The 13214-nt window shown below is 61.9% G+C and carries 14 protein-coding genes; 13 read left to right on the top strand and 1 reads right to left on the bottom strand.

Annotated features, from left to right (window positions below):
• Nucleotides 1–20: 20 nt before the first annotated feature.
• From E1J61_RS01830 to E1J61_RS01805, 6 genes are all read left to right on the top strand, one after another.
• Nucleotides 21–593 carry a YqgE/AlgH family protein gene (locus tag E1J61_RS01830; RefSeq protein ID WP_041681585.1) on the top strand — a complete coding sequence of 191 codons (573 nt, stop codon included), beginning with the start codon at nt 21–23 and terminating at the stop codon, nt 591–593.
• Complete coding sequence (gene ruvX / locus E1J61_RS01825) at nt 586–1011, top strand: Holliday junction resolvase RuvX (protein ID WP_133092474.1); 426 nt, start codon at nt 586–588, stop codon at nt 1009–1011. The genes E1J61_RS01830 and ruvX overlap by 8 nt, the downstream gene beginning before the upstream one ends.
• Nucleotides 1008–1544 carry a bifunctional pyr operon transcriptional regulator/uracil phosphoribosyltransferase PyrR gene (pyrR, locus tag E1J61_RS01820; RefSeq protein ID WP_133092473.1) on the top strand — a complete coding sequence of 179 codons (537 nt, stop codon included), beginning with the start codon at nt 1008–1010 and terminating at the stop codon, nt 1542–1544. Before ruvX ends, pyrR begins: the two co-directional genes overlap by 4 nt.
• Nucleotides 1545–1643: 99 nt before the next feature.
• The gene (locus tag E1J61_RS01815; protein ID WP_029046106.1) at nt 1644–2615 is read left to right on the top strand and encodes an aspartate carbamoyltransferase catalytic subunit; all 972 of its coding nucleotides are present in this window, start codon (nt 1644–1646) and stop codon (nt 2613–2615) included.
• A 64-nt stretch (nt 2616–2679) separates the two neighbouring features.
• Nucleotides 2680–3987: a dihydroorotase gene (locus tag E1J61_RS01810; protein ID WP_133092472.1), complete on the top strand. Its 1308-nt coding sequence runs from the start codon at nt 2680–2682 to the stop codon at nt 3985–3987.
• Entirely contained in the window at nt 3984–4817 is an 834-nt protein-coding gene (locus E1J61_RS01805; protein WP_133092471.1) for a 1-acyl-sn-glycerol-3-phosphate acyltransferase, read from the top strand. The genes E1J61_RS01810 and E1J61_RS01805 overlap by 4 nt, the downstream gene beginning before the upstream one ends.
• Before the next feature lie 36 nt (nt 4818–4853).
• Here the strand turns inward: E1J61_RS01805 and E1J61_RS01800 are convergent, their stop codons facing one another.
• Nucleotides 4854–5717: a symmetrical bis(5'-nucleosyl)-tetraphosphatase gene (locus E1J61_RS01800; protein ID WP_243736724.1), complete on the bottom strand. Its 864-nt coding sequence runs from the start codon at nt 5715–5717 to the stop codon at nt 4854–4856.
• Nucleotides 5718–5897: 180 nt separating this feature from the next.
• Between E1J61_RS01800 and rfbB the strand changes: the two genes are divergently transcribed.
• The 7 genes from rfbB (at nt 5898) to E1J61_RS01765 (ending at nt 13186) form a co-directional block, all read left to right on the top strand.
• Complete coding sequence (gene rfbB / locus E1J61_RS01795) at nt 5898–6962, top strand: dTDP-glucose 4,6-dehydratase (protein WP_133092470.1); 1065 nt, start codon at nt 5898–5900, stop codon at nt 6960–6962.
• A 1-nt stretch (nt 6963) separates the two neighbouring features.
• Nucleotides 6964–7884 carry a dTDP-4-dehydrorhamnose reductase gene (gene rfbD / locus E1J61_RS01790; protein ID WP_371702455.1) on the top strand — a complete coding sequence of 307 codons (921 nt, stop codon included), beginning with the start codon at nt 6964–6966 and terminating at the stop codon, nt 7882–7884.
• Nucleotides 7877–8755 (top strand): glucose-1-phosphate thymidylyltransferase RfbA, encoded by an 879-nt coding sequence (gene rfbA, locus E1J61_RS01785; protein WP_133092513.1) that lies wholly within the window; start codon nt 7877–7879, stop codon nt 8753–8755. The genes rfbD and rfbA overlap by 8 nt, the downstream gene beginning before the upstream one ends.
• Entirely contained in the window at nt 8752–9318 is a 567-nt protein-coding gene (rfbC, locus tag E1J61_RS01780; RefSeq protein ID WP_133092468.1) for a dTDP-4-dehydrorhamnose 3,5-epimerase, read from the top strand. Before rfbA ends, rfbC begins: the two co-directional genes overlap by 4 nt.
• A gap of 357 nt (nt 9319–9675) precedes the next feature.
• Nucleotides 9676–11115 (top strand): mannose-1-phosphate guanylyltransferase/mannose-6-phosphate isomerase, encoded by a 1440-nt coding sequence (locus tag E1J61_RS01775; RefSeq protein WP_133092467.1) that lies wholly within the window; start codon nt 9676–9678, stop codon nt 11113–11115.
• The gene (locus E1J61_RS01770; protein ID WP_133092466.1) at nt 11115–11912 is read left to right on the top strand and encodes an ABC transporter permease; all 798 of its coding nucleotides are present in this window, start codon (nt 11115–11117) and stop codon (nt 11910–11912) included. The genes E1J61_RS01775 and E1J61_RS01770 overlap by 1 nt, the downstream gene beginning before the upstream one ends.
• The gene (locus E1J61_RS01765) at nt 11912–13186 is read left to right on the top strand and encodes an ABC transporter ATP-binding protein (protein WP_133092465.1); all 1275 of its coding nucleotides are present in this window, start codon (nt 11912–11914) and stop codon (nt 13184–13186) included. Before E1J61_RS01770 ends, E1J61_RS01765 begins: the two co-directional genes overlap by 1 nt.
• Nucleotides 13187–13214 lie beyond the last annotated feature (28 nt).

Here is a 13214-nt window from a genome sequence, read left to right as displayed (position 1 = left end):
GATTTGATAAAATGCAAGGCATGGCGAAGCCCGAAGCACCCATCAATCTGACCAATCAGTTCCTGATTGCCATGCCTGGCATGGCCGATCCGACCTTTTCGGGTTCCGTCGTCTATATCTGCGAACACAACGAGCGTGGCGCGCTCGGGCTGGTGATCAACCGGCCCATCGACATCGACATGGCCACGCTGTTCGACAAGATCGACCTCAAGCTTGAAATCCAGCCAGTGGCGCACCAGCCGGTTTACTTCGGCGGCCCGGTGCAGACCGAGCGCGGCTTCGTGCTGCACGACCCGGTCGGCGTCTATGTCTCGTCGCTGGCGGTGCCGGGCGGGCTGGAAATGACCACCTCCAAGGACGTGCTGGAAGCCGTGGCCAACGGCAGCGGCCCGCACCGCTTCCTGCTGACGCTGGGCTATTCTGGCTGGGGTGCCGGCCAGCTGGAAGAAGAACTCAGCCGCAACGGCTGGCTGACCGTCCAGGCCGATCCCGAGATCATCTTCAGCGTGCCGCCCGAAGGGCGCTTTGCCGCGGCCATTGGCCTGCTTGGCGTCGACGTCAACATGCTGTCGGGCGAGGCCGGGCATGCCTGATGCCGTGGGGCGCGAACTGCCCCGCGACGGCACGGTCCTGGCATTCGACTACGGCGAGAAAAAGATCGGCGTCGCGCTGGGCAATTTCATCACGCGCGAGGCGCGTGCGCTGACCATCCTTCCCAATATCACCGTTGAAGGCCGCTTCGAGGCCGTGGGTGCGCTGATCCAGGAATGGAGCCCGGTGCAGCTGATCGTCGGCATGCCGGTCAACCCGGACGGCGAAGAGCAGCCGATGATGCGGTTGGCGCGGCGCTTCGGCAACCAGCTCAACGGGCGCTTCAACCTGCCGGTGGAATGGGTGGACGAGCGCTATTCCTCGCGCGCCGCCTCGATGGCCGGCGCGCGCCGCGGCGAACTCGACGCCGAAGCCGCGCGCATCATCCTGCAACAGTATTTCGACCAATTCCCGCTATGACGCAGATTTCCGCACCCGACGCCGAGGCGCTGTACCGCAAGCTGCTGGACCAGGCCCGCGCCCTGATCCCCGACGCCGAGCGTGAACGCTGGTCTGTGGCAGGCATCCATTCCGGCGGCGCATGGATCGCCGCGCGCCTGGCCGCGGACCTGAACCTGCCCGAGCATGGCGTGATCAACGTCGCCTTCCATCGCGACGACTACGCCAAGAAGGGCCTGCACAGCCAGGCCCAGCCGACCACGCTGCCGTTTGCCGTGGAAGACCGCAACATCCTGCTGATCGACGACGTGCTGGCCACCGGCCGCACCATCCGCGCCGCCGTCAACGAACTGTTCGACTACGGCCGTCCGGCGCGCGTTGCGCTGGGCGTGCTGGCCGACCGCGGCGGGCGCCAGCTGCCGATCGCCGCCGACCTGGTGGCCGCCCAGATCGAACTGCCGCGCGGCACGACGCTGGTGCTGTCGCGCCAGGGCGAGGGCGCCGACGCCCGCTTCGCCTTCGCCACCGAACCTGCCGATACCGCCGCCGGCTGAGCCGGCGTTGCCTGCCAGGCGTCGCACTGCGCTGTAGCGCGCGCCTGGCGCCTGCCACAAGACCAGACCACCCCGTTTTTTGCCCGCGCCCGACCTGCCATGACCAAGACGTTCCGCAACCCGCAGCTCACCAAGAACGGCGAACTGAAGCATTTGCTGTCGATCGAGGGGTTGTCGCGTGACATGATCACGCACATCCTCGATACCGCCAGCCAGTTCGTATCGCTGTCCGACTCAGACCGCGATGTCAAGAAGGTGCCGCTGCTGCGCGGCAAGAGCGTGTTCAACCTGTTCTTCGAGAACTCCACCCGCACCCGCACCACCTTCGAGATCGCGGCCAAGCGGCTGTCGGCGGACGTGCTCAACCTGAACATCAATGCGTCGTCGACCAGCAAGGGCGAGTCGCTGCTCGACACCATCAACAACCTGTCGGCCATGTCCGCCGACATGTTCGTGGTGCGCCATGCCAGCTCCGGCGCGCCCTACCTGATCGCCGAGCACGTCGCGCCGCACGTGCACGTGATCAACGCCGGCGACGGCCGCCATGCGCACCCGACGCAGGGCCTGCTGGACATGTACACGATCCGGCACTTCAAGAAAGACTTCACCAACCTGACGGTAGCCATCGTCGGCGACATCCTGCACTCGCGCGTGGCTCGCTCCGACATCCATGCGCTGACCACGCTGGGCGTGCCCGAAGTGCGCGCCATCGGCCCGCGCACGCTGCTGCCGTCCGGCCTGGAGCAGATGGGCGTGCGCGTCTTCCACAACATGGAAGAAGGCCTCAAGGGCGTCGACGTGGTCATCATGCTGCGGCTGCAGAACGAACGCATGAGCGGCGCGCTGCTGCCCTCGGCGCAGGAATATTTCAAGGCCTACGGCCTGACGCCGGAGCGCCTGGCGCTGGCCAGGCCCGACGCCATCGTGATGCACCCAGGCCCGATGAACCGCGGCGTGGAGATCGACTCCGCCGTGGCCGACGGCCCGCAATCGGTGATCCTGAACCAGGTGACCTTCGGCATCGCCGTGCGCATGGCCGTGATGGGCATCGTGGCAGGGAACAACGACTGAAACGATGCGGCATAGCCAAGACCTACCGAACACGCCAAGCGACACGACCGATACGACCCAAGCTATGAAGATTCACATCCAGGGCGGCCGCCTGATCGACCCCGCCAGCAACACCGATGCCGTGCAGGACCTCTATCTCGCCGCCGGCAAGATCGTCGGCGTCGGCAGCGCCCCGGCGGACTTCACCGCCAACAAAGTCGTCGACGCCAAGGGGCTGATCGTCTGCCCCGGCCTGGTCGACCTGTCCGCGCGCCTGCGCGAGCCCGGCTACGAATACAAGGCCACCCTCGAATCCGAAGTCGCCGCGGCCGCCGCCGGCGGCGTCACCAGCCTGGTCTGCCCGCCCGACACCGACCCGGTGCTGGACGAGCCCGGCCTGGTCGAAATGCTCAAGTTCCGCGCCCGCACGCTCAACCAGACCCACGTCTACCCGCTGGGCGCGCTGACGCTGGGGCTGAAGGGCGAAGTGCTGACCGAGATGAACCAGCTGACCGAAGCCGGCTGCGTCGGCTTCAGCCAGGCCGAAGAGCCGGTGCGCAACACCCAGGTGCTGCTGCGCGCGCTGCAGTACGCGCAGACTTTCGGCTTCACGGTCTGGCTGCGCCCGGAAGATCCCTTCCTGGGCGGTGGCGTGGCCGCCAGCGGCGCGGTCGCATCGCGCCTGGGGCTGTCCGGCGTCTCCGTGATCGCCGAGACCGTGCGCCTGCATACCATCTTCGAACTGATGCGCTCCACCGGCGCCCGCGTGCACCTGTGCCGCCTGTCCTCCGCCGCCGGGCTGGAGCTGGTGCGCCAGGCCAAGCGCGAAGGCCTGCCGGTCAGCTGCGACGTCAATATCCACCACGTCTCGCTGACCGACATGGATATCGGCTACTTCAATTCGCAAATGCGCTTCTCGCCCCCGCTGCGCAGCACCCGCGACCGCGACGCCATCGTCGCGGCGCTGGCCGACGGCACCATCGACGCGCTGTGCTCTGATCACACCCCGGTGGACGACGACGAGAAGCTGCTGCCATTCGCCGAGGCCACGCCCGGCGCCACCGGCCTGGAACTGCTGCTGCCGCTGACGCTGCGCTGGGCCGCCGAGCACAAGGTGCCGCTGGCGCAGGCGCTGGCCCGCATCACCTCCGAGCCCGCCCGCGTGAGTGGCCTGAAGGCCGGCACGCTGGCCGCCGGCGCCCCCGCCGATGTCTGCGTGTTCGATCCGAAGCAGGTGTGGAAGGTAGATCGCCGCTCGCTCAAGAGCCAGGGCAAGAACACGCCGTGGCTCGGCTACGAGATGGAAGGCAAGGTGCGGATGACGCTGGTCGGCGGCCAGATCGTCTACGGCAACGGCGGCGGCAACGGTAACGGCAACCACGCCAACGCATGATCTGGCTGCGCAAGACCGCGCTGGTGCTGCACCTGCTGCGCGGGCTGCTAACCTGCGCGGTGCTGTTCCCGTGGCTCGGCGCGCGTTCGCGCGCCTGGCACATCCGGCGCTGGTCGCGGCGCTTGCTGCGCATCTGCGGGGTAGAGGTCGAAGTCGTCGATGTCCGCGGCGCGGCCCCGCATGGCGCCGCGCGCCAGGGTGCGCTGGTGGTGTCCAACCATATCTCGTGGCTGGACATCTATGTGATCCATACCTGGCAACCGGTACGGTTCGTTGCCAAGTCCGAGATCCGGAGCTGGCCGCTGATCGGCTGGCTGTGTGACAAGACCGGCACCATCTTCATCGAACGCGCGCGCAAGCGCGACGCCCACCGGGTCCTGCACGACATCACCGACGTCATGCTGCAGGGCGACCTCGTCGGCGTGTTCCCCGAAGGGACCACCACCGACGGTACCGGGGTGCTGCCGTTTCACGCCAACCTAATGCAAGCCCCGATCTCCGGGGGCCTGCCGGTGCAGCCGGTCGGACTGAACTACCTGGACGCGGCCACCGGCCAGCCGACGCTGGCGGCCGCCTACATCGACGACACCACGCTGCTGCAGTCGCTGAACGCCGTCCTGCGCGCCCCGCGCATCAAGGCGCGGGTGGTCATTGGCCCGCCGCTGGCGGCGGTGTCCGCCGACCGCCGCGAACTGGCAGGTGCTGCCCGCGAGGTCGTGCAGCATCTGGCGCAGGGTGCCGGTGATGAGGCAGTGGCAACGGCCGAGCGGCTGAACCAGCCGGCCAACCCTGCCTCCGAACCTGTGGCAGCCTCCGCTGCCATCAGCTAGCGCGATTGTCCTCCCCCGCCAACGCGGGATTGCGCTTCAGGCCAGCGGATTACAATATTGCGGGCAATCGACCTGGACCACGGTCCGCTCGGCCGGATCCGCCGCCATGCGCGCCGCCGTCAGCTTGCCGCCCCAGACGCAGCCGGTATCCAGCGCCATCAGGTCCGGCCGCATCACCAGGCCCAGCGTCGACCAATGCCCGCACACCAAGGTCACATCCCCGGTGCGCCGCCCCGGCACATCGAACCACGGCATGAAGCCGTCCGGCGCCTTGCCGAGCCCCTCCTTGGTCTTGAAGTCCATCACGCCATCGACGGTGCAATAGCGCAGTCGGGTAAGGGCATTGACCACCACGCGATGCCGTTCGATGCCGCGCAGGCCGTCGTGCCAGCGGTCGGGGGTGTTGCCGAAGATGTCGGCGAGGAAGGCTTGCCAGTTGGGGCCCTGGAGTTGGGCTTCGACTTCGTGGGCGAGGTCGATGACCTGGGGGGCGGTCCATTGGGGGAGGACGCCGGCGTGGACTAGGAGGAAATTGTTTTCGAGCAGGGCGAGTGGGCGGTGGCGGAGCCAGGTCAGGAGTTCCTCGCAGTCAGATGCGGCTAGGATGTCGTCCAGAGTGTCCGATTTGCCTCTCTTTCGGACGCCGGCGGCTACGGCAAGGAGGTGGATGTCGTGGTTGCCGAGGACAGCTTCGGCCCGGATGCCCATGGCGCGGACAGTGCGCAGCGTTCGCAGTGCGGCGGGTCCGCGGTTGATCAGGTCACCAACGAAGCGCAGCGGTGTTTCGGGATGGACTTGTGCGAGGAGCGTATCGAGGGAAGGGGCACAGCCCTGGAGGTCGCCGACGGCGTAGGGTGATGCTTGGGATGCTTTGCGAGTTGTCATCAAGGTGAGCCGCATCCGCATCCGTTCCGGTACCTGTTACCTGAGGCTACCCAACGAACTGCGGCGATCGTAGGATGGGTTATCGGCAGATAGAATACCGTCCCTTTCAGAGGGGGTGAACGCAGCCCTAGTTTTCTTCTCGAAATTGAGTGCCCGCATGACGGGTTTGTCGACATACATTGGCAGGAGCAAGCCTTGTCGCACATTTTGGTTACAGGCGGCGCAGGTTTCATCGGCGCCAACTTTGTTCTCGACTGGCTGCGTCAGGACGGCGCCGACGGGATCGTCAATGTCGACAAGGTGACCTACGCAGGCAACCGCAAGAGCCTGGCCGCCATTGAAAGCGATCCCCGGCACATCTTTTCGCAAACCGATATCTGCGACAGCGCAGCGATCACCCGCTTGCTGCAGTCCTACCGGCCTCACGCGGTCCTGCATTTTGCAGCGGAAAGCCACGTCGATCGCTCTATCGACGCACCGGCCGACTTTGTGCAGACCAACGTGGTGGGCACGCTCACGCTGCTAGAAGCCGTTCTCACCTACTGGCGAGCACTGGATGACCCCAACCGGGCCGCATTTCGCTTCCTGCATGTCTCCACCGACGAAGTCTTCGGCTCGCTCGGCCCTGCCGACCCGCCGTTCTCGGAAACCTCGCCCTATCAGCCGAACAGTCCGTATTCCGCCTCGAAGGCGGCATCGGATCATATGGTGCGCGCCTACCATCATACCTACGGGTTACCGGTGATCACGACCAACTGCTCCAATAACTACGGGCCATTCCAATTTCCCGAGAAGCTGATCCCGCTAATGATCACCAGTGCGCTGGCCGGCAAGCCGCTGCCTGTCTATGGCGATGGCCTCAACGTGCGCGACTGGCTCTATGTCGGCGACCACTGCGCGGCCATCCGCGAGGTGCTGGCATACGGCCGCCCCGGCGAAACCTACAACGTCGGCGGCTGGAACGAGAAGACCAACCTGGAGGTCGTGCATACGCTTTGCGACATGCTGGACGCACGGAAGCCAAAGGCCTCCGGTTCGTACCGAGACCAGATCGCGTTCGTCAAGGACCGCCCCGGCCACGACCGGCGCTACGCCATCGACGCCAGCAAGCTGGCGCGGGAATTGGGATGGAAGCCGGCCGAGACCTTCGAATCTGGCCTGCACAAGACCGTGCAGTGGTACCTGCACAACCAGGACTGGGTGCAGGACGTGCTGTCCGGCGAATACCGCCACTGGGTGGCGAAGCAATATGCCGCATAGCATGGAAACCCCCACGCTTCTCGTCACTGGCAGCAACGGGCAGGTCGGCTTCGAACTGCTACGCAGCCTGGCGCCGCTTGGCCATGTCGTGGCGCTCGACCGATCCACGTGCGACTTTGCCGACCCCGACCAGGTCCGCCGCGCGCTGCGCACATACCGTCCCGACGTGATCGTCAATGCTGCCGCCTATACCGCGGTCGACAAGGCGGAAGCCGAGCCCGCGCTTGCCTTTGCCATCAATGCCGGGGCAGTCGAGGTGTTGGCCGATGAAGCGCGCGCCTTGGGTGCACTGCTGGTCCACTATTCCACCGACTATGTGTTTGACGGCGGCAAGGACAGTCCCTATGTGGAAAGCGACACCGTCAATCCGCGCTCGGTGTATGGCAAGAGCAAGCTAGCCGGCGAAGCGGCGATCGCGGCGGCAGGCATTCCTGCCCTGATTCTGCGCACTTCCTGGGTGGCGGGGGCGCACGGCGGCAATTTCGCCAAGACCATGCTGCGTCTTGCCCGCGAGCGCGACCGCCTGCAAGTGGTGGCCGACCAGCATGGCGCGCCGACCTCGGCGGCGCTGATCGCCGATGCAACGGCCCTGATCGTTGCGCGCCACTGGCTGTTCGCCAAGCGGGCCGACTTTGCGGGTGGCATCTACCACCTGGCTGCTGCCGGCGAGACCACGTGGCATGCCTATGCGAAGGAAATCCTGCGCCATGCGGCGGCACGTGGTGCCGCCCTGAAGGCCGGGCCCGACGATATCGAAGGCATTGCCGCGGCCGAGTACGCTGCCGCAGCGCCACGTCCGGCAAACTCCCGGCTAAATACGGCAAAGGTGCGCCAGACTTTTGGCATTCACCTTCCTCCATGGGAGGAAGGGGTACGCCATCTGCTGGACCAGATCCTTGCCGAGCGAGACTTCCATGCGTAAAGGCATCATCCTCGCCGGGGGGGCCGGCACCCGGCTCTACCCGATTACGCGGTCGGTGTCGAAACAGCTGCTGCCGGTGTACGACAAACCAATGGTCTATTACCCGCTGTCCACCCTGATGCTGGCCGGCATCCGCGACATCCTGGTCATCTCCACGCCGCAGGACACGTCGCGCTTCGCCGAGATGCTGGGTGACGGCAGCGCTTGGGGCATCAACCTTCAATATGCCGTGCAGCCATCGCCCGACGGGTTGGCGCAGGCCTTCATCATCGGCAAGGATTTCATCGGCAATCATCCGTCGACGCTGATCCTCGGCGATAACATCTTCTACGGCCACGATCTGGTGGCCCAGCTCAGGCGCTCCGCCACGCAGACCGATGGCGCCACGATATTCGCCTACCACGTACAGGATCCCGAGCGCTATGGCGTGGTGGAATTCGACGCGGACTTTCGAGCCGTGTCGCTGGAAGAAAAGCCGCGCAAGCCGCGCTCCAACTATGCGGTGACCGGACTCTATTTCTATGACAACCAGGTCTGCGACATCGCCGCTGGGATCCGGCCATCGGCGAGGGGCGAGCTGGAGATCACCGACGTGAACAATCACTATCTGCAGGCCGGCCAGCTCGATGTCGAGATCATGGGCCGCGGCTATGCCTGGCTCGATACCGGCACGCATGAATCATTGCTGGAAGCGGCCAGCTTCATCGCCACGCTACAGAACCGTCAAGGCCTGATGGTGGCTTGCCCGGAAGAAATCGCCTACCGCAGTCAGTGGATCACTGCCGACAAGGTTGCCGAGCTTGCCGGATCGTTGGACAACACCAGCTACGGGCAGTACCTGAGGCAAATCACTGCGGATCCGGTCAAATGAAACTCACCGTCACGCCCACTGCGCTGCCGGAAGTGCTGGTCATCGAGCCGCAGGTGTTCGGCGATTCGCGCGGCTTCTTCATGGAAACCTTCAACGCGCGGGCGTTCGAGCAGGCGATTGGCATGCGACCTACCTTCGTCCAGGACAACCATTCCAGCTCAATGCGCAATGTCCTCCGCGGCCTGCATTATCAGGTCCGGCATCCGCAAGGTAAACTGCTGCGGGTAATAGCGGGGGAAGTGTTTGACGTCGCGGTGGATGTCCGCATCGAGTCACCTACCTTCGGTCAATGGGTGGGTGTGACGATTTCGGCGGCGAACAAGAAGCAACTTTGGATACCGGAAGGCTTCGCGCACGGATTTCTGGTCTTGTCTGAGCAGGCGGAAGTCCTATATAAAGCGACTGACTACTGGTACCCCGAGCACGAGCGCACGCTGTTGTGGAGTGATCCGTCTGTCGGTGTGCGCTGGCCCTTACAAGGCACTCCGATTCTTGCTGGGAAGGATGCGGCAGGTAAGCTGCTGGCGGAAGTGGAAGGTCTCGCACCCATGCGACCCCGGTAGCTGGTCTGTTCCGGCGATCGCGGGTGCACGAGCAACAGGAATGGCTATTGCTCTGTTTTTCAGCATGTGCGGCGATTCTGTAAGTGCGTGTATCGGGCGGCCTCATCCAATTGTGATCTATTGTGCGCAATATTGGCATTGAGATGCGCATTTAGCATCTCCTGCCGTGGCGGCACCGCCGCCAGGCCGTCGATTTCGTTCCTTATCCGGCCGCTAGCAACATAGAGCGCTCTTGGCAAGAGGCGAGAGGCTATTTGCCGTGAACGTTACAGATGGCAAGACAAAATTACATGGGTCTTACAGGGTCGGTAGGGTGCTCCGTTACAATTCGCCCCTGAGTCAAAAAAGTGGTCAATCATGCAAATCATTCCAGTCATTATCTCCGGTGGTGCAGGAACCCGTCTCTGGCCGGTTTCCAGAGAGGCATTCCCTAAGCCGCTGTTGAAGCTTGCTGATGGTGAAAGTCTGCTGCAGAAGACTTTTAAGCGGGCCACTTTGTTTGATGAGGTGCCGGAGGTGGTGGTTGTGACCAACCGGGAAACGTTTTTCCTGACCCGGGACGAGTGCCAGGAGGTCAATGAGGAACGGATCCCGCTGGGCTTCGTGCTGGAGCCGTTTGGCCGCAATACCGCGGGGGCAGTGGCCTCGGCGGCTTGCTGGGTACGCGAGCATCATGGCGAAGATGCGGTCATGCTGGTGTTGCCGGCTGATCATCTCATCGAAGACTTGGACAAGTTCCGGGCTGCTGTCGAAGCAGCCGCTGCTGCGGCCTTGGAGGGTCGGATTGTCACTTTCGGCATTCGACCCACTGCGCCTGAAACCGGCTACGGATACATTGAATTCGACTGCGAACAAGGTTTGGATGGTGTTCATCCAGTCGTGCGTTTTGTGGAAAAGCCGAAGCTTGAGGTGGCTGAGGCACTGGTAGCTGGCGGGGCACATCTTTGGAATTCCGGGATGTTCTGCTTCTCTGTCCGAACCATTCTCAAGGATTTCAGCCGCTTTACGCCGGATTTGCTCCAGGCATGCGAGAGCAGCTTCGGTGCGGGCGCTAGCTCAACTGCAGACGGATGCCGCTCGCTTGAACTAGACGCGACTCAATTCAAGCGCGTCACCGATATTTCAATCGACTACGCAATCATGGAGAAATCCGATCGCGTGTCCGTAGTGCCGAGCGATATGGGATGGAGCGATATCGGTTCCTGGCATTCCATTAGCGAATTGACGCCGCCCGATTCACAGGGGAATCGGATTTATGGGGATGCCCTGCTGCATGACGTAAGCAACTGCTATATCAAGAGCGATGCGCGCGTGGTTGGCGCTGTGGGTGTGGATAACCTAATCATCGTTGACACTCCTGATGCGTTGCTGGTGGCGAATCGCGACTGCACTCAAGATGTCAAACACATTGTCGGGCAGTTGAAAAAGAACGGCCACGACAGTTATAAGATCCATAAGACGGCGCACCGTCCTTGGGGCACATACACAGTGCTGGAGGAGAGTGACCGATTCAAGATCAAGCGTATCGTTGTCAAACCCGGTGCTCAACTGTCGCTTCAGATGCATCATCATCGTAGTGAACATTGGATCGTGGTTAGCGGCACGGCGGACGTGGTCAATGGCGAGCAGATAATTTCTCTTCAGCCCAATCAATCGACTTACATTCCGGCAGGCCATAAGCACCGGTTGATCAACCCCGGCGTCATGGACCTCGTGCTGATCGAAGTGCAGTGTGGCGAATACCTAGGTGAGGATGACATCGTACGCTTCGCGGATTCTTACGGCCGGGCTGGGTGATGGCGATTGGTTTGATTCGATCCGCGTGGAATTATCGCGGCTTCATCCTTGGCAGCGTTAAGCGCGAGTTCCAATCGCGTTATCGGAACTCGATGCTGGGTGCCGCCTGGATGATAATTAACCCGCTGGCCATGATTACCGTATATACGGTAATTTTTTCGCAGATGATGCGAGCTCGTTTAGCCGGCGTGGATAGTCACCTGGGCTATAGTATTTATTTGTGTGCGGGAACCCTAACCTGGGCGTTCTTTGCTGATGTCCTGAGTCGGGCGCAGAATGTGTTTCTTGATCAGGCTAATTTGATCAAGAAACTCAGCTTTCCTCGCATTTGTCTTCCGATTGTCATCGTGCTGAACGCGGGGTTGAATTTTGCGATAATTTTTTCTATTTTTATCGTTTTCCTCCTGCTTTCGGGAAATTTCCCGGGTTGGATTTTCTTTGCAATTATCCCAGTCCTCGTCTTGCAGGTCATGTTCTCGATTGGACTGGGCATAATTCTCGGTGTGCTCAACGTCTTCTTCCGTGACGTCGGCCAACTGATGGGCGTGGTGCTGCAATTTTGGTTCTGGCTCACGCCCATCGTATATCCACTAACCGCGCTGCCAGAGCCGGTTCGGCCGTTTGTCGAGCTGAACCCGATGACATCCGTTGTAGGTGCGTACCAGTCGGTTTTGGTCCGCGGCGAGGCGCCACACTGGGCCAATCTGGTACCGGTACTGGTTCTGGCCACTGTTCTCTGTCTAATGGGAATGGGGCTTTTCCGTAAGCGCGCTGGCGAAATGGTAGATGAACTGTAATGGCTATTGTCGTGGACAAGGTAGGCAAGGCCTACAAGCAATATCCCACACGCTGGTCACGCCTGGTGGAGTGGTTCTTGCCCTTCAGTCGGCCCCGGCATTCCTCGAGATGGGTATTGAGGGATATCTCGTTTGCTGTTGCCCCCGGTGAGGCAGTCGGCATCATAGGCATCAATGGCGCAGGCAAGAGTACCTTGCTGAAGATGATCACGGGTACCACAGTTCCAACCACGGGCAGTATTGCGATCCAGGGGCGCGTAGCAGCCATGCTTGAGCTTGGTATGGGCTTCCACCCGGATTTTACCGGTAGGCAGAACGTCGTCATGGCTGGTCAGTTGCTTGGCATGGGCGTCGACGAGATCAACCGCTTGATGCCGGAGATCGAGAGCTTTGCAGAAATCGGCGATTACATCGATCAACCAGTACGGATGTACTCGAGCGGTATGCAGATGCGTCTTGCATTTAGCATCGCTACTGCAAAGCGTCCTGACATACTGATTGTGGATGAGGCACTTTCAGTGGGCGATGCCTACTTCCAGCACAAGAGCTTTGATCGCATTCGCGGCTTTCGCGCGGAAGGTACCACCTTGCTTATCGTTTCGCACGACAAGCATGCGATCCAGTCAATATGCGATCGTGCCGTCCTGCTGGATGGCGGGCGTCTCGCCAAAGAGGGGGCGCCGGAAGAAGTCATGGACTTTTATAACGCCATGTTGGCTCAGCGCGAAAACCAAACGGTAGAACAGCGCGTGCTTGAGGACGGGAAGGTGCAGACGATCTCGGGCACCGGTGAGGCGGTGGTGGTTGATATCGCATTGCTGGATGCCAATGGCGCGAAAGTTGAGACGGTTGAGGTTGGCAGTGCCCTTACACTGGACGTGGAAGTGGAGGCGAAAACGGCCATAGACTGCCTCGTGGTTGGCTACATGATCAAGGATCGATTGGGTCAGCCCATTTATGGTACCAATACGCATCACAAGAAAAATTTGATTGAGAATGTCTCGGCTGGGGAGCGCTTGGTATATAGCTTTTCTTTTCCGGCAAATCTTGGTGTGGGTACTTACTCCATTGCTACCTCGCTTTCAAGTACGGATACCCACCTGGTAGACAACTATGAATGGCGTGACCTGGCATTGGTGTTTACCGTTGTAAATATTGGTCACCCGGAGTTTGTGGGTTGCGCCTGGATTGATCCACATGTCTCCATCAGGAGAGGCGGACGACTGGATGGCCCGGATTGCAAAGCGAATTTGTGCCTTCAGAGTGTGCATTGACTATACTAGTCTCTTTGTTTTTCATTCC

Origin of the sequence: Cupriavidus sp. L7L (genome assembly GCF_004353535.1) — a bacterium.
Classification (GTDB): Bacteria; Pseudomonadota; Gammaproteobacteria; order Burkholderiales; family Burkholderiaceae; genus Cupriavidus; species Cupriavidus oxalaticus_A.
This window is presented reverse-complemented; position numbering and strand designations above follow the sequence as displayed.